The following is a 15525-nucleotide window of genomic DNA, read 5'->3' on the forward strand; positions in this document are numbered from 1 at the left end:
TGAGGGTTTCGGCGGGCTCAGTCCTCGAAGGTCCGCTCGTTCAGGAGGTCGAGGTTGCGGAAGACGGGAGGTCCGTCGCACAGGGCTGCGGCCTGGGCGGCGAACTCGGCCGTCTCGGGGCGGTTGGAGTTGTCCATGGCCTGCTCGTAGGAGGGGAACTCCACGATGTTCATGTAGACGTTCTCCGTGTCGCGGTCGCGTGCCTGCAGTGCCCGCGTGGCCAGGCGGCTGCCCTCGTTCTTCTCGACCCAGGTGTCCAGCAGGGCGTTGAACTCGTCGATGCGGCTGGTCCTGTACTCGATGATCTGAACGAATCTCATCGTCGGCGCCTCCTCGGCACGATGTGGGGCTGGCTTCCAGCATCGGCCGCGCAGGGGCGATCCGCGCGTCGTGGCATCACGCCCGCGCCTTGTGCCGCCGTCGTGCGGCTCTGTGCGCTCCTGGGGCGCGCGTCCGGTGTTCCTCACGGAAGCGGGTTCCCGGCGTACAACCTCCTGGCGCCGTGACCGGTCCCACGTGTGAGGGCGGGACGCCCGACGGCCTGGAAGCCGGGGCCCCGGGCACGCCATGGGGAAGGGGACACGCACATGGGCAGATGGGGGGCGGCCGCGCTGGTTGCCGCCGGCCTGGTCGCGGGGACACTGGCGCCGGCCGGTCCCGCGGCGGCCGTGCACGGAGCCGTGCCGGGCGACTTCGACGGTGACGGGTACCGGGACGCGGTGCTGCCGGTACCGAGCGCGAACATCGGCAGCAACACGCGTGGGGGTGCCGTCGTCATCCTGTACGGCTCCGCGAACGGGGTGTCGGCCGGCGGCCGGCGTCAGGTGATCACCGAGGCGTCGCCCGGCGTTCCGGTGCAGGTCGCCAAAGGATCCAGCTTCGGCCAGTCCACCGCCACGGCCGACCTGAACCGCGACGGATTCGCCGACCTGGTCATCGGCGCTCCCAGGGGCGGCCACGCCACAGGAACCGTCACCGTCATGTGGGGCAGCAGGAACGGCCTGCGCAAGGGCACCCTGCTGCCCAAACCGCTGTCGTACATCAGCCTCTACGGCGAGGACGTGGCGGCCGTCAGCGCGGGACCGGGCGGGAAGGCCCAGGTCATGGTGGCGTCGGAGCACACCACCGTGGTCTTCAAAGGCCCCTTCAGCAGCTCCGGCACCTACGGCCCGGTCACGTGGGGCCCGAGCGAGCGGTCACCCATGGCCGGCTCGGTGGCACTCGGTGACTTCAACCGCGACGGCATGCCCGACCAGGTCGACTTCAGCTCGCGCCAGCGCGCCCTGACCGGCAGCGAGGTCCGGGTGAACCAGACCGGCGCCCCTGCCGGGACGGTGCTGGATAAGGGCAACGGGTTCATCGCCGCCACCGGTGACGTCAACGGCGACGGCTACACCGACCTGGTGGCCGGCGACCCGCTGACGCCCTGGACCCCAGGTGTCGACGGCGAGCTGGGCGGCCGTGTGCTGGTGTGGCGCGGCTCGGCGAGCGGTATCGCCGCCGACGCGGCGCCCGAGGTGATCAGCCAGGACACGGAGGGGGTGCCCGGCACCGGCGAGAAGGGCGACATCTTCGGTGCCGCCGTCGCGGTGGCCGACCTCAACCGTGACGGCGCCGCCGAGATCATCGTCGGAGCGCCGCACGAGAGCGTCGGCGAGGTCAGCCGGACCGGCATGGTCACCGTGATCCCGGGCCGCCGGACCGGCCCGCTCGGTGCGGGCGGGTACTCCTTCCACCAGAACACCCCCGGTGTCCCCAGCGTCAACGAGACCACGGACTGCTTCGGCACCACGGTGTCCGCCGGGGACGTGGACCGGGACGGCAGGCCGGAGCTGTTCATCGGCGCGGCCTGCGAGAACCGCCACAACGGCGCGGTGTTCATGCTGCCGGGCGGCGCGTCCCGCCCGACCGGCACCGGCAGCCGCGTCTTCACCCTGGACTCGCTCGGCATGCCGCAGCGGTACGAGGGCTGGCTGGGCGGCTTCGGGCTGTTCTGGGTCATCACCTGATCCGGAGCGGGCGGACGTGAAGGGGGGCGGCGTCGAGAACGCCGGCCCCCTCGGTCTCGGTCCCCTCTTCGACTGCGGCTCGCGCACCGGCAGGTGCCGCTCCTTCGGCAGCGCCGTCCGAGACCCCTCGCCCGGGACCTTCCGGGCTTTCCTGGCCGCCCGGACCTTCCGGGCGCCGCCCTTCCCATGCGCATGCGTGTGCCCGTGTGCACCGGACATGCCCGTGCGCCCGTGTGCACCGGACATGCCCGTGCGCACCGAACGGTCGCGGGCCCGGCCGTGACCGGTTCTCCGAGAGCGTCGCGGCTCCGGGCCGGACTCCCGGGCCGCCGGTCCCGTCCCCCGCTCGGCGCGAACGGTCTACGGCACCTGCTCGCCGGTGTTCCCCGTGGGAACGCCCAGGGGTCGGCGCTCGGGGACCGGCCCGCGGGCCGCTTGCGCGTGAGGGTCGTCGTGCTCCTGGTGCTCCCCGGCGGCGGCCCGCTCGGCGGGCAGGAGCCGGGCCGGTCCCTGCGTCGGGGCGGGGGGAGCCGGGGTTGCGGGGCCGGTGCCGAGAAGACGGCGTGTGGTGCTCATGGCAGGGAGTCTGCGCCTCTGACCCGGGAGTCGACAAGCGGCAGGACGAGGGGGTGACAAGACGGAACTGCCTCCACTTGTTCACCCACCGCTCGACGGCGTTGCGGTGACGGGACCGGGACCTGTCGAAGGCAGGGGACGACAGAGCGGTCGTGGGCGGCAGAGCGGTCGTGGGCGGCTCAGGAGCGGTCGTGGGCGGCTCAGGAGCGGTCGTGGGCGGCTCAGGAGCGGGCTGTCGGCTTGCGCGGTGGAGGGACGGCGCGGAGCAGTTCCCACAGGGGGCGTGAGCCGGATGCCCAGACTCCGAGGGTGTGGCGGTCGACCACGTGGAGGCGCTGCTGCTCGGCGAAGGCCACGGCGGGCCGGGTGACCCGTCCGTTCGTCACGATGACCGCGACATCGGCGCCGTGGACCTGGCGGGCGGTGCCGTTGAGGACCTGGAGGTCCGGTGTGCCCACGGCGGAGCCGGCGAGGCCGTTGCGCCGGTGTTTGCACTGGATCACCCAGCGCCGCCCGTAGGGGTCGGTGGCTTTCACGTCGGCGCCGAGGTCGCCGCCGCCCCCGACGCGGACCGCGTCCGGGCAGCCGTCCCGCCGCATCAGGTCGCGCACCGCGTCCTCGAACCGGGAGTGATGGAGGGCGTCCAGTTGGGACAGGCCGTAGCGCAGGCCCTGCGCGCGGACCGCTTCCCACCGTGCCCGCTGTTTCTTGCTGTGCAGCCGGCCGCCCCCGGCCAGTACCCCGAGCCCTCCGACGACGGCGAGGATCCACCAGTGGGCCAGCAGCCAGTCGACGACGGTCACCACCAGGGCGACGGCGAAGAAAGCAGCCGCCAGGAGGCCGATCAGCCGGTCGTCGGCCCGCTGTCGTCGCCTGCCCGGCCTGCGCGTGCGCCGCCGTGCCGGTGGCCGCCTGGCCGGCGTCGTCCGGCCTTTGCGCGGGCGGGGGCTCACCGGGCGGCCTGCGTGACGCCGCTCGCGAGCTGTCCCAGGATGCTCAGGATTCCCTGGCCGACCGGGGTGGGAGCGATCAGAACGCCCAGCGCCAGGATGATGACCGCCGTGGTCCTCTCCTCGTTCCGGCTGCGGGCCTGCGTACGGCGGCGCAGCCGGAAGAAGACGACGACTGCGAGCAGCACGGCCACATTGATGGTCAGCAACCGTCCAGACCTCCCCCAACGATCGGCCGTCGACGGGAGACGGCAGCACGCCGCCCCCCGCTTCTTGTGTAGCGGCGCCTTGTTGATGTTGGAGGTGGATTGCAGACGAATGGCACAAAGCCATCGGAGCTGGCCGAATACGGTGCGCTGCGGATCAGCCATGGGTGAAGTCGGGTCGCCTCGTTCGGGGCGCAGATGGACGGCCTGCGCGGCGACGCCTGTCAGGCCGTCGAGGAGAAGGCGCTGGGCCGGCACCGTCGGTTCAGCAGGCCGTCGGTGCCGCGCCGAGGTGTGACGCCGGCGGCGCTCAGTAGTCGGTGAGGTCCACGATCACGTCGCAGTGCGGATCGTCGGACGGCTGATGCAGGTGCTCGTTCGCCAGGAAAGGGGGCGAGCCCAGGGCGCCCATCAGGCCCGGCCCCGTATGACTGATCACGACGTCCACACCGTACGTGCGGTCGCGCTCAGGTGTACGGAGGTAGAGGCGCATGCGGTCGTCGCCGGTGACGATCGCGCCGATGCACAGCGGCTGGTACGACGCATACGGGGTGATGAGGGCGCGGAGGACGGTCAGCAGTCGGTTCGCGGCCGCCTGTTCGCCGTCGGGTTCAGGAGCGTTCGCGTCATGACCCATGCCGGACATCCGTTTCCCCGCCGGTTGCGGCAGTACGCCGTGATCACGCCGGCCTTCTGGTCGGCCCGGCATCGTAGCGCTCGCCGGGATTCCTCCGTGGACACCCCGGCGGGGAGGACGGAGCACCGGAGGCCGGCTCGGTGCCCTCGCACACGCCCTTGCGCCGCACACTGCTGTCCGCTGCGGATCGTCAGTCGGTCCGGGTGCGCAGGCTCCGCGCCAGGGCGGGGATCATCACCGTCGCAGGGACGAGGTGCAGCCCGATCAGGGCGGTGATGGTGGCGGGGTTCGCCCCGGAGAGGAGGGGCGGGACCAGCGAGATCGCGGTCAGCGACACCGCCGTCCGCACGAACCGCTCGGCGGGGCGGGCGCTCCACCGGAGAAGCGCGGCGGCGATGGCGACGCCCACGACCGAGAAGAAGCCGGTCACCACGGCGAACCCGGACAACGGGATCGTCTCGCCGCCGTCGGGGAGCTCGAAGTCGGCGCCGGCGGCCCGGGCCGGCGCCGCGGCGAGGGTGGTGGCCGTCATCGCCGCGAGTGTGGCGACGAAGCCGGTGCCGACGAGCCTGCGGAGCCGGTGGGTGCGGCCGGTCGGGCCCGCGGTCGGGCCTGCGGCGACGGCGGTGTCATTCATGCTGTTCATGCTGTTCATGCTGTTCATGCCGTTCCTCCGTTGTCCGGTGGCCGGCGTGCGGGGTGCCGACCGGCAGGTGGCGGTTCTGGTCCTGGGCGGGGCGACGCGCGCCCTCGCCGTACGACGACGGCCTGCTCGCCGTACGACGACGGCCCGGCTGAGCAGCAGGGCGCGGACGGCGGTGCCGCGGAGCCGGGACCCGGTGTCGCGTCCGGGGGCCGGTCCGGGCCCGCCGTCGTGCGGCCCCGGCCGCACCCGCACCTGCACCTGCACCCGCCCGCGGGTGACGGCGCCGAACGCGTCGCGCCCCCTGGCCGTGATCACCGCGGCATGCGTGCCGCCGCGCAGTGCGAGCGTCCGCGCCGGGGCTACTCCGTGCCGTCCGCCGGCAGGCGCTGCGGCAGCCCGAGCGACGGGAAGCGGTCGTCGTGGAACGTGACGATCTCGGTGATCGCCCCGCCGGTGACGCGCAGGACGTCGATCGTCAGCGGGAGGTACGCGCCCTCCTGCTTCTGCCAGAGGTAGAAGGCGGCGGCGGGCTGCCGGTTCACGCAGGTGAGGACGGCGCGCAGGCCCTTCATGCCCTCGAAGCCGCTCTCGGCCCAGTCGTTCACGACCGCGTCCCGGCCGATGTGCAGGCCCGGCGTGGGCGGCATCGAGCAGCGGACGTCGTCCCGCAGCATCGCGGTGAGCTCGTCGATGTCCGTGGCCACGCTGGCGTCCGTGTAGCGGCGCACCAGCTCGCGCGTCCCGGCGTCCTGCTCGCTGCCGGTCCAGTCCTGCCGCTCGGCGGGCAGGTGCTCCCGCATGCCGGCGCGGGCCCGCTGCAGCGCGCTGTTCACGGAGTTGACGGAGTCTCCCAGGAGCTTCGCGACGTCCTTCGCCGGCCAGCCGAGCACGTCCCGCAGGATCAGCACGGCCCGCGGGCGCGGTGCGAGGTGCTGGACCGCGACCACGTACGCCAGCTCGATCGTCTCCCGCGCGACGGCGACGGCCTCCGGCTCGTCCGCGTCGCCCGCGGGCAGCTCGTCGAGCAGCCGGTCCGGGTAGGGCTGCAGCCACAGCACCTCGCCGCCGGTCGCGGGCTCCGGGCGGTGCTTGGCGAGCAGGTCCAGGCAGGCGTTGGTGGCGATCCCGTACAGCCAGGCCCGGAACGTCGACCGCCCTTCGAAGGTCTCCCGTCGTCGCCAGGCACGCAGGAACGTCTCCTGCACGGTGTCCTCGGCGTCCTCGAACGATCCGAGCATCCGGTAGCAGTGCACGTGCAGCTCCCGCCGGTGCCGCTCCGCCAGTCCCGAGAACGCCGGCTCGTCGGCCTCGTCCAGCCTGCTTCCGCCCGGACCGCTCACGTCCAGCTCCTTCAGCCGCGTGTCCGCACCCATCACGTCATCCTTCCGCCTCGTCGTGTCCCGTCGTAGGTGTGACGGGCACAGGCGCGAAAACTCATCACCGGGGGTGAGCCGGCCGAGGGGGTCCGTCGGCACCGCGCCCGGCCGTGGACACGGGGCAGGCGGACATGGGGCAGACCGACGCCCGCGCCCCGCTTCCCTGCGCCGGAGAATGCGCGGGGAAGCGGGGCGCGGGCGTGTCCGGGCCGTGGTGTCAGTGGGTGGGGAGGTACCGGTAGCAGTAGTTCGCCGTCGCCACGTTGTACTCCCGCAGGGTCTCCATGAGCTTGTCGCCGGTGTTGGGGCCGACGATGCCGTCGGCCTGGGAGTCGCCCAGCTTCCAGCGCTGGAAGGCCACCACGGCGTACTGGGTCTGCTTGCCCCAGATGCCGTCCTCCGCGAGTTCCACCTGGAAGGCGTTGGCCCAGTTGACCGCGATCTGCACGCACTTGACGCCCTCGCCGCGGCTTCCGTACTGCAGGTAGGGCGCGCTGGTGCTGGCGCCCGCGATGCCCGCGGATCCCGTGACGGCGACGGTGACGGAGGCCGCCAGCAGGGCGGCCTTCTTGACCAAGGGGTGGAAAGACACAGGTTCCTCCGGGTTCAACCGATTCGATGAGAACGATCGCCGTCACGCTAGGCCGCTCCCCCGTCGTCCCACCACGAGCCCGTCGTCCCTGGGACGGTGAGGCTCTCCCAGGGACCGCGGAGGCCGTCTCTGGGACAGGAGGGGGGCTCTCCCAGGGACGACGGTGGCACTCCCAGAGACAGCGGGACTCTCCCTGGGACAGGCCGTCCGCCCAAGGATGGACGCATCGCCGTCCGCTCGTGCTCACGTTCGTGAGGGACAACTGCCTCATGAGCGTGAGCCCCCGTTCCAGGAGGAACACATGTCCCTGCGCCTCACCACGACTCTCGGCGCCATGGCGCTCGCCCTGGCCGCCGTCCTGCCCGCCGCCACGTCCTCCCAGGCGGCCGTCGCCCAGGGCTTCGTGAACGGCTGGGACAAGCAGTGGGACGACTTCGACGACGAAGGAACCCTCTCCCGCACGTCCTACTCGCACAGCAACGCCGTCGCCATGTGGCAGCTGATCCTGGTGGCCGACAAGGCGCACCGCCCCGACGGGTCCCTCTTCACCGCCGCCGACGTCGACTGCCGGTTCGGGCCCACGACCGAGTACGCCACCAAGGACTGGCAGCGCAAGTTCAGTCTCTCGGCCGACGGGATCGTCGGTCCGAAGACGTTCCACCGTGCCGGAAGCAACCTCCTGGGCCCCGTGAAGGAGTGGAACGTGGAACGTGTCGAGTACTGGAGCGGCACGACGACCCAGGGCACCACCTTCTGGCGCAGCCTGGAGGACGGCCACTACTCCTTCCAGATGCCGTCGGGTCTCAAGATCGACGCCAGCTACACGCGCGCGAACGCCTGTTCCTGACGGGAAGCCCGTAAGGCGAGCGGCCGGCAGGTCACAGGGCCTGCCGGCCGCTCGCGTGCTCGGCCGCAGCGGCGCGATACTGCTCGACGTCCCCGACGACGGCACGGCCGCCCGCCCGGAAGTGCTCCGTGGCGATCTGCGCCGGATCCTGCTCGACTCCCTGCCCGCCGGGACCGTCCGGTGGGGCCGCGAGCTCACCGCGGCCCGTCCCCCGAACGGGTCGCCGCCCTCGACTTCGGCGACCCCGACGCCGTACGCGCCCGGATCGCGGCCGAGTTCGAGGGCTGGGCCCCGCACCTCACCGCCCTGATCACCGACGGCGAGACCGCCCCGGTCGCCCGCATGATCCACACCCTTCCGGACGGACACCGCTGGGACCGCGTCCCCGGTGTGACCCTCATCGGCGACGCCGCCCACCTGATGCCCCCGTCCGGCGACGGGGCGAACCTGGCGATGTTCGACGGCGCCGAGCTCGCCAGGGCGATCGCCGAGCACCCCGACGACATCGAGGCGGCCCTCACCGCCTACGAGAAGGCGCTGTTCCCGCGCAGCGAGAGCTTCTACGCCGACGCCCGCGAGATCCTGGACCTCTGCCTCGGCGACAGCGCCCCCCAGGGCTTCGTCGACTTCTTCACCGGTGCTCCCCAGGACCGGCAGGACGCAGAGGAACGGTCCTGAGCCGCCGCGGGCGACGTTTCACCCGCTCGGCCGAGCCTTCGTGCGCACGACGGGGGCAGACGTCGCCCGAGCCCCGGTGGCGCGTGCGCGTGACCGCGGTGCGGGAGCCGGTGCCGTGGTCATCCCCGAGTCGACCTCGGCGCCGGCCCGACAGCAGGTCCGTGGCCGGGCCTCATCCCCTCCCCCGCTGGAGCTCGTCCCGCCCCTCATCCCCTCCCCCGCCGGGCGGAGGGCCGCTCCACGGCGTGGTCCAGATGGGCGATGACGGCCGGCACGTCATCGCTCTCGGTGCTCCGGATCAGCTGCAGGGCCGGCCGGACGAGACCGCCCGGCCGTGCGATCAGCCGGGCGAGCACGGTGGCCCGGACGTCGAGCCGCTCGATCGTGGCCTCACGCTCCTGTTCATTCTGGCCCGCGAGCAGGACCGCGTTGTACCACGCCTCCTCGCGGGACTGACGGATGCTGAAGTCGAGGATCCGTTCGTCGGTGCGGGCTCCGACCCGGTCCAGCAGGGACAGGAACGGCGACAGGGCACCGACCGAGTCCTGAACCGCCAGCGCCACCCGCGCGAGAATGTCGTCGACCAGCAGAAAGTCCCGCCGTAACCCGTGGATGGCCTTGCCCGGGGCGGTCCGTGCGGCGGCGACGGCCAGGTCGAGGTTGATGTGCGCGTTCACGCCGAGGACCAGGTGCTGGACGATGATGTGGTCGGAGTCGTCGAGCAACCCGAACGTCTCGCGCCAGCAGCGCGGCCCGCTCCGGTCACGCCGCCAGGCGTCGTACGCGTCGAGGTAGCGGTTGCCGAAGAGCGTGTCGAACCGGTCCATCCGGGCGCCGTCGTCGAACAGCCCGCCGTGAATGGCCGTGCGGACCTCGACGGTCACCTGCCGGTACAGCGCCGCGAAGTACCCGACCCGGTCGCCGGTCCGGCGGGCCTCCCGGACGATCCCGGCAAGCCCGTCCACCACGTCGTCGATGTTCTCTGCCGCCATGCCTGACTCCCCTCCATGGTCCTGACGTCTACCGTCCCGACGTCTACCGTCCCGACGTCCGCGGTGCCGACGTCCGCGGTGCCGACGTCCGCGGTGCCGAGGTCCGCGGTCCTGCTGTTCGGTCTCGCGCTCCGGGTGGCGGATCTGCCGTGCGGATCCGCCACCCCTGTGTCACGGCGTCCCGTGGATCAACCCGGCCTCCAAGATCTCCGGCATGGTCTCCTCCAGCTGCGTGTGCGGCACGGGGCTGCCGGAGACACCGGTCGCCCACCGGTCGCGGATCCGGGACGCGGCCCGCTGCACGGGCCGCAGGAGAAGCGGCTTCCACAGCACCCGCCCGAGCACCGCACCGACAATCGCGCCCACGGCCGCACCCACCGGCGAGAACAGCAGCCGCCTCACCGCTTCGCCTCCCGCGGCAGGAGCGCTCGGCAGAGCGCCGGTGGATCCCAGCCGCAGCGCCGTCACGACGGTCACCACCACAGCCAGGGCGCCGAGGCTGACGCGCAGCGTGACCATCGCCCGGGAGACGTGCGTGGCCACCGTCCCCGGCGCCGCGCCCATCGCCCGGGCGGTCTCCGCCTGGGTGAGCCCCAGCTCCTTGTGCAGCAGCATCGCTGTGCGCTGCTGCTGCGGCAGCGCGGTCAGTGCCGCGCCGACGACCACGCGCAGCTCGGCGGCGCCGCACGGGTCGACCGCCGGTTCGTCGGCCTCCAGCCGCACGTCCGCGTCCAGGGACCCGTACGCCTGACCGGCGCGGTGATAACGCCGGGCAGCCTGTGACACCTCGTTCCTGATGGCCGCGAAGACGTACGGACGCAGTTGCTCGACCGGTTCGGGGCAGGCCAGCACGCTCGTGAGGGCGTTCTGCACGACGTCCCGGGCTTCCGCCGAGGACGGCGGGACCCCCGAGCAGCGCAGCCGCTTGCGGGCGTAGCCGACCATCTGTCCCTGCCGCTCCGCGACCAGGGCCGCGAGCGCCTCGGCACGCCCTACCCTCCGCTCCTCATCCACGCCGCCCCCGCTCCCCCGCACGCCGTCCGCCGCGCGTCTCCCGCTCGGCCCGTACGAGTTCGGCTTTCCCCGCCGCGCGGATACGGAACGCGATGCTCTTCAGCACCCCGCTCACCCCCGGCGCGAACAGCAGCACCAAGAACACGGCCACGCCGATGCCCGTCATCTCCACCGGAAACCCCTCCAGTCTGCGGCCCCTTGAGCGCCTCACGGTGAAGCAGCGGCCGTACATCCTCCGACAGTCGTCCGGCTCCCGGATTCTTTACACGGCCCGCAGAATTCTTCGGTGAGAAGCGCGGTCGGCCCATGGCTATGGTCAGAGGCATGCGCCTCGCTCTCTTCGATCTGGACGGCACCCTTGTCGACCGAACCGCCGCCTTCGCGGACGCCATAGCAACTCTCAGCCACGACCACGGTTACGGCCCGGAGATCGAGAACTGGCTGCTGACCGAGCTCGCCGACCATGCCGATCGTTCGTACTTCGACCGCCTGCGCGTCGCGTTCCCGGTCAAGGAGACCAGCGAGCATCTCTGGCGCGTCTACATCGACCGCATGGCGGCCGCGGTCACCTGCCGCCCCGCCGTGATCAAGAGCCTGACCCGGCTCAAGGACGCCGGCTGGAGCATCGGCATCGCGACGAACGGTGCCAGCGACATCCAGCGCGCCAAGGTCCGTGCCACCGGACTCGCCGACCTCATCGACGGAATCGCGGCTTCCGGAGACATCGACGTCCGAAAGCCCGACCCAAGACTCTTCGAACTCGCCGCCGCCCGGTGCGGCACCCAGCTCACCTCCGGCGACTGGATGACCGGCGACAACCCTGAGACGGACATCGCCGGAGGCCACGACGCGGGCCTGCGCGTGATCTGGGTCCGCGGCCGCGCCTGGCCCGACGGACTCGCCGTCCCGCACCACACCGCCGACGACGTCACCGAGGCCGTCGACTACCTGCTCGCCCATTCCCGGACGTAGCACCATTCCCGGATGTAGCACCGTTCCCGGATGTAGCACCGTTCCCGGACGTAGCGCCGTGCGGTGTCTCGGCGGCGGCCCGGCCCTACGCCTCCGGAGCAGACCTCGGCCGCCTCACGCGTGCGCTGCGACGGTCCCGCGCGTTCCAGCAGGCCGTGTGCCAGTGCCGACGATCCTCGACGCCGCCGTGCGCGGGCCACGCCACCACATGCGCGACGCCGGAGGCGATCACCTGGTCGCAACCGGGACAGCGGTACATCCGGTCCCCGGCACTCGGCCCCGCCACCCGCCGCACGGTCCAGCTCTCGCCCTGCCAGTCCACCGACGACTCCTCGGCCCGCCGCCGGCTGCGGATCTGTGAAGCGGCCCACCGAGCGGGTCGCAGGAGGAGCGGCTTCCACAGCATCCATCCCAGCGCCGCGCCGACAGCGGCACCCGCCACCGCACCCGTCGGCGAGTACAGCAGCCGCTCCAGCGCCTTCCCTCCCGCGGCGGGACCGACCGGCAGCAGTCCGGACCGCATCCCCAGCGCCGCCGCGCCACAGGCGGCCGCCACAGCCAGCACGCCCAGGGTGATCCGCAGGGTGACGAGTGCCCGGGCCACGTGGGTGGCCACCGTTCCCGGCGCCGCGCCCATCGCCTTCGCGGTCTGCGCCTGGGTGAGCCCCAGCTTCTTGTGCAGCAGCACTGCCGTGCGCTGCTGGGGCGGCAGGGCGTCGATCGCGGCGTCGAGGTCCAGGCGCAGGTCCGCCGCGGCGCACGGGTCGGCCGCGCAGGTGCCGCTCTCCAACCGGACGTCCGCGTCCAGGGACGCGTATCCCCGGCCGGTGCGGTGGCGCCGGACCGCGTGCCGGACCTCGTTCCTGATGGCGGCGAAGACGTACGGACGCAGTTGCTCGACCGGTTCGGGGCAGGCCAGCACGCTCGTGAGGGCGTTCTGCACGACGTCCCGGGCTTCCGCCGAGGACGGCGGGACCCCCGAGCAGCGCAGCCGCTTGCGGGCGTAGCCGACCATCTGTCCCTGCCGCTCCGCGACCAGGACCGCGAGCGCCTCGGCACGCCCTACCCTCCGCTCCTCATCCACGCCGCCCCCGCATGCCCTTGCGCTCACCCCGTGCGCGGCCGTCCGCGTCCTGTCCGGCCCGTACGAGTTCGGCCTTCCCCGCCGCGCGGATACGGAACGCGATGCTCTTCAGCACCCCGCTCACCCCCGGCGCGAACAGCAGCACCAAGAACACGGCGACACCGATGCCCGTCATCTCCACCGGAAACCCCTCCCAGTCCGCGGCCCGTCGGTGCTTCACGGTGAAGCAGCGGCCGTACGCACCCCCACAGCCGCCCGGCCCCCGGATTCTTTACACACCACCCAAAACTTCTCGGGGGCAGGACGTCGGCTGGGTGCGGCCGACGCTCCACCCGACAGCGGCCGAAGATCTGGCGCAGCCACGGCGTACGCCCTCATCGGGCCCCATCGGGCCCCACGAAGGGCAAGGGCCGCCCGGATGACCCCCCGTCAGATTGTTCGCCAGAAACGATTCTCCGGCCGGGCGCTTTTCCGCGCCCGGAACAGGACTGCACCGGGAGCGGCGCTCACCCACCCCGTTCCCCGGCCACCGGCATCCGGTACCCGTTTCGGCACTCCAGGCATCCGCCCCGGCTCTCACAGGACCGTCTCCGTCCGCGGGGCTGCCTTGCACGAGGGACACGCCCGCGGGAGGCCACGTCGGCCCCAGTGGCCACTTCCTCAGAAAATGCCCGATATGTTCAAGTCTCATACGATATTTACCGTTCGGAACCACTCCTTCCTCGGGACCTCCCATGCCCCACACCCGCGCCTCCGATCAGGGCACCTCGGTCCCCCAGTCGGTCACGCCTCCGGCGGAGCTTTCCCTGGAGGAACGTCTGGCCCTCGTCGACGCGGTGATGACCGTGCGGCTGGAAGAAGCCGGCGTCGCCTACGAGGTCAACACCGCTCACATCCCCACCGGCCCTCTGGACCTGGCCGATGTCGTCACCGTTCCCGCCGGCACCGTCCCCGAGCCGCTGCCCGCCCTGTACCCGACACCGGTCGCGGCTCTTCTGCAACGGGCTCACCACCGCCTGCTCACCGGCGGCTGGTGCTCCGGCACCCTGGTCGACGAGGACGGCGCCCGCTGCATGCTCGGCGCCGTCCGGGCGGAGGCCCACGGCGACCGCGGCCTGGAAGCCGACGCCGCTGCCGTGCTCCTGGACGCGGTCCGCCGCAGTTTCGGCGACGACGTCGAGTCCGTACCGTCCTTCAACGACGCACACGGCACGAGCCGGATCCCCGTCCGCATGGTCGCCGACGCCGCCGGTCTCGCGGACGCCCGAGGTCTCTGACCCGCTCCCCGGGCCGGAAGGGAAAAGACATCGCGCGGGCAAACCGGGGCTCGGCGTGATTCCCCCGTGCACGAAGCCGAAGACCACCGGACCCCGGCGGGGCGGTACACGCTCACGGAAACGGAACATGGACGTCCCTGGGGTGTCTGCGCCGAGGTGGAGGGGCTCTTCGGAGAGCCTCAGCACGGCATCTACGAACTGTTCGGCTGGGCTCAGCAGGCAGAAGTGCACGGCTGGACCGGTGACCGGGTGTGGCTGGTCCCGGACGACCGGGCACTCGGCCCCTGGCTGCTGGCGGACGCGCGGTGCCCGGGCCACCACCCCGGCACGGACAGCCTCGTCCTCACCGGCCTGGACGACCACGAAGGTCCGCCCGAAGGCCACCGGGGCCGCGTCCGTGTCCACGACGAACACCGCTGGCTGGGCTCCTGCCAGGAGTTCACCCGGATCCTCGCGCCCGAGCGACCGGCGCCTCCGCTGGTCCTACGGGGGCTCGCTCCAGGTGCCCGGCTGCGGGCGGCACTGCTGAAGGCCACGCAGCGGGCGTTGGACCTGGGGCAAGTCTCCCTGGAGACACGGAACGACCGAGGCGAGACCCTAGCCGAACACGCGTTCCAGGCCGCCAGAGTCAGTGCCTGGCACTCCTCTCCCCACGGGCCGGACCTGATCGATCTGGAGCTCGAAGGGAACTCCTTCCCGCTCCTCCCGGAACACGCACGGCCCCTCTGGGAGAGTTGGCTCGCCGCCCCGCCGGACACCCTGAACACCCGGGCAGCCCTCGACACACGGCACCGCGCTGCATGGCTCGACCTCGTCCGGACACGCGGCTGCCTGCGCACCCACAACAACCGGCCTGCCGGACACGCCTACGAGCTCGACGGCAGGCACATCACCGACGAACCAGGTCTCCACCTGGCGCTCGGCGAAGCGGTGAACGGGCCGGGCGGCTACTTCGGCGGCTGCGTGTCCGCCCTCGACGACTGCCTGCGCGGCACCTTCGGCTACACGGCTCCCGCGGTTCTCCTCTGGCGGAACGCCGCAACCGCCCGGAAGCATCTGTCCCAGGCCCTGACACCGGAGGGCCACCGCTACGACCTCTTCGCTGCGGTGCTCGACGCCCTGTCCGAGGGCGGCATGCACGTCACCCTGACGTGAGAGAGCCGCAGGCTTCTTCACACCAGGGGCGACAAGCCGGGGCGCAGCCGCACCGGTTCACTCCCCCGCGGGCCCCTCCGAGACCAGACCGAACTGGTACTCGGCGTTCTGGAGCAGTTCCTCCGTCACCCGCACACCGGTCAGCCGCTCGGCAAGAGCGAGGACGGCCGCTTTGGTGTCGACGTGCCCGCTGGAATCCCCCTTGCTCTCCGAGAGGACGAAACCGACCTCACCCATCACTGAGTTGAGAGCGTCAGGAGCGCTGCCGTCCCTGTGTATCCGACCTCCAGCGCATGGCGGAACACGGGAGAAGAACGTATCCAGGCGTAGTCATGAGCGGTCACCGAAGCCATGCGCCCCAGTCTGACGGCCGCCACTGACAAGAGCGCCGCCCAGCTGGTACGCCGGGGCGGGCGGCGCCCTGTTGCTGTTCGGTCCCTGGGATTCTCCGCAGGGGACCAGAGCCTCGGGAGGCCTGCCGGTTCAGTCCCTGTTTCCTGCTGGAGGCTGACGG

At 72.1% G+C, this 15525-nt stretch carries 19 protein-coding genes and 2 pseudogenes; 6 read left to right on the forward strand and 15 right to left on the reverse strand.

Annotated elements, in window-relative coordinates; translation table 11 throughout:
• Positions 1–17 precede the first annotated feature (17 nt).
• The gene (locus ACIQGV_RS36015; protein WP_402502765.1) at positions 18–320 is read right to left on the reverse strand and encodes a hypothetical protein; all 303 of its coding nucleotides are present in this window, start codon (positions 318–320) and stop codon (positions 18–20) included.
• A gap of 267 nt (positions 321–587) precedes the next feature.
• On the opposite strand from ACIQGV_RS36015, the gene ACIQGV_RS36020 reads away from it, so the two are divergent.
• A complete protein-coding gene (locus tag ACIQGV_RS36020; protein ID WP_402502767.1) occupies positions 588–2009 on the forward strand; it encodes a VCBS repeat-containing protein in 1422 nt (473 codons plus the stop codon).
• 360 nt (positions 2010–2369) lie between these two features.
• Here ACIQGV_RS36020 and ACIQGV_RS36025 read toward each other — a convergent pair whose 3' ends face one another.
• From ACIQGV_RS36025 to ACIQGV_RS36055, 7 genes are all read right to left on the reverse strand, one after another.
• On the reverse strand, positions 2370–2585 hold the full coding sequence (locus ACIQGV_RS36025) for a hypothetical protein (protein ID WP_402502770.1): 216 nt from the start codon (positions 2583–2585) through the stop codon (positions 2370–2372).
• A 221-nt stretch (positions 2586–2806) separates the two neighbouring features.
• Positions 2807–3538 (reverse strand): restriction endonuclease, encoded by a 732-nt coding sequence (locus tag ACIQGV_RS36030; RefSeq protein WP_402502772.1) that lies wholly within the window; start codon positions 3536–3538, stop codon positions 2807–2809.
• Positions 3535–3744, reverse strand: coding sequence for a hypothetical protein (locus ACIQGV_RS36035; RefSeq protein ID WP_402502903.1), 210 nt, complete (start codon positions 3742–3744; stop codon positions 3535–3537). The genes ACIQGV_RS36030 and ACIQGV_RS36035 overlap by 4 nt, the downstream gene beginning before the upstream one ends.
• Before the next feature lie 307 nt (positions 3745–4051).
• Positions 4052–4378: a hypothetical protein gene (locus ACIQGV_RS36040; protein ID WP_402502775.1), complete on the reverse strand. Its 327-nt coding sequence runs from the start codon at positions 4376–4378 to the stop codon at positions 4052–4054.
• Positions 4379–4568: 190 nt separating this feature from the next.
• Positions 4569–5024, reverse strand: coding sequence for a DUF6069 family protein (locus ACIQGV_RS36045; protein ID WP_402502778.1), 456 nt, complete (start codon positions 5022–5024; stop codon positions 4569–4571).
• A gap of 359 nt (positions 5025–5383) precedes the next feature.
• Positions 5384–6397, reverse strand: coding sequence for an RNA polymerase subunit sigma-70 (locus tag ACIQGV_RS36050; protein WP_402502782.1), 1014 nt, complete (start codon positions 6395–6397; stop codon positions 5384–5386).
• A gap of 220 nt (positions 6398–6617) precedes the next feature.
• Complete coding sequence (locus tag ACIQGV_RS36055; RefSeq protein WP_402502784.1) at positions 6618–6992, reverse strand: peptidoglycan-binding protein; 375 nt, start codon at positions 6990–6992, stop codon at positions 6618–6620.
• A gap of 301 nt (positions 6993–7293) precedes the next feature.
• Here ACIQGV_RS36055 and ACIQGV_RS36060 point away from each other — a divergent pair, with 301 nt between their 5' ends.
• Together ACIQGV_RS36060 and ACIQGV_RS36065 are read left to right on the forward strand one after the other, a co-directional pair.
• Positions 7294–7839 carry a peptidoglycan-binding protein gene (locus ACIQGV_RS36060; protein WP_402502786.1) on the forward strand — a complete coding sequence of 182 codons (546 nt, stop codon included), beginning with the start codon at positions 7294–7296 and terminating at the stop codon, positions 7837–7839.
• 34 nt (positions 7840–7873) lie between these two features.
• A pseudogene (locus tag ACIQGV_RS36065) lies at positions 7874–8517 on the forward strand (FAD-dependent oxidoreductase); the annotation flags it as partial.
• Positions 8518–8723: 206 nt separating this feature from the next.
• On the opposite strand, the gene ACIQGV_RS36070 reads toward ACIQGV_RS36065, so the two are convergent.
• The 3 genes from ACIQGV_RS36070 to ACIQGV_RS36080 form a co-directional block, all read right to left on the reverse strand.
• The gene (locus tag ACIQGV_RS36070; RefSeq protein ID WP_402502788.1) at positions 8724–9509 is read right to left on the reverse strand and encodes a DUF5995 family protein; all 786 of its coding nucleotides are present in this window, start codon (positions 9507–9509) and stop codon (positions 8724–8726) included.
• 171 nt (positions 9510–9680) lie between these two features.
• Positions 9681–10523 (reverse strand): RNA polymerase sigma factor, encoded by an 843-nt coding sequence (locus tag ACIQGV_RS36075; protein ID WP_402502790.1) that lies wholly within the window; start codon positions 10521–10523, stop codon positions 9681–9683.
• Positions 10516–10695 (reverse strand): hypothetical protein, encoded by a 180-nt coding sequence (locus ACIQGV_RS36080; RefSeq protein ID WP_402502911.1) that lies wholly within the window; start codon positions 10693–10695, stop codon positions 10516–10518. Before ACIQGV_RS36080 ends, ACIQGV_RS36075 begins: the two co-directional genes overlap by 8 nt.
• Positions 10696–10847: 152 nt before the next feature.
• On the opposite strand from ACIQGV_RS36080, the gene ACIQGV_RS36085 reads away from it, so the two are divergent.
• Positions 10848–11495, forward strand: coding sequence for an HAD family hydrolase (locus ACIQGV_RS36085; protein ID WP_402502792.1), 648 nt, complete (start codon positions 10848–10850; stop codon positions 11493–11495).
• An 85-nt stretch (positions 11496–11580) separates the two neighbouring features.
• On the opposite strand, the gene ACIQGV_RS36090 is transcribed toward ACIQGV_RS36085, so the two are convergent.
• The 3 genes and pseudogenes from ACIQGV_RS36090 to ACIQGV_RS36100 form a co-directional block, all read right to left on the reverse strand.
• Positions 11581–11901 carry an ATP/GTP-binding protein gene (locus ACIQGV_RS36090; RefSeq protein WP_402502905.1) on the reverse strand — a complete coding sequence of 107 codons (321 nt, stop codon included), beginning with the start codon at positions 11899–11901 and terminating at the stop codon, positions 11581–11583.
• A gap of 183 nt (positions 11902–12084) precedes the next feature.
• A pseudogene (locus ACIQGV_RS36095) lies at positions 12085–12606 on the reverse strand (sigma-70 family RNA polymerase sigma factor); the annotation flags it as partial.
• A complete protein-coding gene (locus ACIQGV_RS36100; protein WP_402502907.1) occupies positions 12572–12754 on the reverse strand; it encodes a hypothetical protein in 183 nt (60 codons plus the stop codon). The pseudogene ACIQGV_RS36095 and the gene ACIQGV_RS36100, both read right to left, overlap by 35 nt.
• Positions 12755–13313: 559 nt before the next feature.
• Between ACIQGV_RS36100 and ACIQGV_RS36105 the strand changes: the two genes are divergently transcribed.
• Together ACIQGV_RS36105 and ACIQGV_RS36110 are read left to right on the forward strand one after the other, a co-directional pair.
• Positions 13314–13856 carry a hypothetical protein gene (locus ACIQGV_RS36105; RefSeq protein WP_402502794.1) on the forward strand — a complete coding sequence of 181 codons (543 nt, stop codon included), beginning with the start codon at positions 13314–13316 and terminating at the stop codon, positions 13854–13856.
• A gap of 66 nt (positions 13857–13922) precedes the next feature.
• Entirely contained in the window at positions 13923–15011 is a 1089-nt protein-coding gene (locus ACIQGV_RS36110) for a barstar family protein (protein WP_402502796.1), read from the forward strand.
• A 57-nt stretch (positions 15012–15068) separates the two neighbouring features.
• On the opposite strand, the gene ACIQGV_RS36115 is transcribed toward ACIQGV_RS36110, so the two are convergent.
• Positions 15069–15248 carry a DUF6461 domain-containing protein gene (locus ACIQGV_RS36115; protein ID WP_402502798.1) on the reverse strand — a complete coding sequence of 60 codons (180 nt, stop codon included), beginning with the start codon at positions 15246–15248 and terminating at the stop codon, positions 15069–15071.
• Positions 15249–15525 lie beyond the last annotated feature (277 nt).

The sequence above is a fragment of the Streptomyces sp. NPDC093094 genome (assembly GCF_044754345.1).
Lineage (GTDB): Bacteria > Actinomycetota > Actinomycetes > Streptomycetales > Streptomycetaceae > Streptomyces.

Coding starts and splice junctions, on each gene's coding strand:
- ACIQGV_RS36040 (WP_402502775.1), bottom strand. CDS start 4,378: ATGGGTCATGACGCGAACGCTCCTGAACCCGACGGCGAACAGGCGGCC.
- ACIQGV_RS36020 (WP_402502767.1), top strand. CDS start 588: ATGGGCAGATGGGGGGCGGCCGCGCTGGTTGCCGCCGGCCTGGTCGCG.
- ACIQGV_RS36090 (WP_402502905.1), bottom strand. CDS start 11,901: ATGCTGTGGAAGCCGCTCCTCCTGCGACCCGCTCGGTGGGCCGCTTCA.
- ACIQGV_RS36025 (WP_402502770.1), bottom strand. CDS start 2,585: ATGAGCACCACACGCCGTCTTCTCGGCACCGGCCCCGCAACCCCGGCT.
- ACIQGV_RS36100 (WP_402502907.1), bottom strand. CDS start 12,754: ATGACGGGCATCGGTGTCGCCGTGTTCTTGGTGCTGCTGTTCGCGCCG.
- ACIQGV_RS36070 (WP_402502788.1), bottom strand. CDS start 9,509: ATGGCGGCAGAGAACATCGACGACGTGGTGGACGGGCTTGCCGGGATC.
- ACIQGV_RS36105 (WP_402502794.1), top strand. CDS start 13,314: ATGCCCCACACCCGCGCCTCCGATCAGGGCACCTCGGTCCCCCAGTCG.
- ACIQGV_RS36060 (WP_402502786.1), top strand. CDS start 7,294: ATGTCCCTGCGCCTCACCACGACTCTCGGCGCCATGGCGCTCGCCCTG.
- ACIQGV_RS36015 (WP_402502765.1), bottom strand. CDS start 320: ATGAGATTCGTTCAGATCATCGAGTACAGGACCAGCCGCATCGACGAG.
- ACIQGV_RS36045 (WP_402502778.1), bottom strand. CDS start 5,024: ATGAACAGCATGAATGACACCGCCGTCGCCGCAGGCCCGACCGCGGGC.
- ACIQGV_RS36050 (WP_402502782.1), bottom strand. CDS start 6,397: ATGGGTGCGGACACGCGGCTGAAGGAGCTGGACGTGAGCGGTCCGGGC.
- ACIQGV_RS36085 (WP_402502792.1), top strand. CDS start 10,848: ATGCGCCTCGCTCTCTTCGATCTGGACGGCACCCTTGTCGACCGAACC.
- ACIQGV_RS36115 (WP_402502798.1), bottom strand. CDS start 15,248: ATGGGTGAGGTCGGTTTCGTCCTCTCGGAGAGCAAGGGGGATTCCAGC.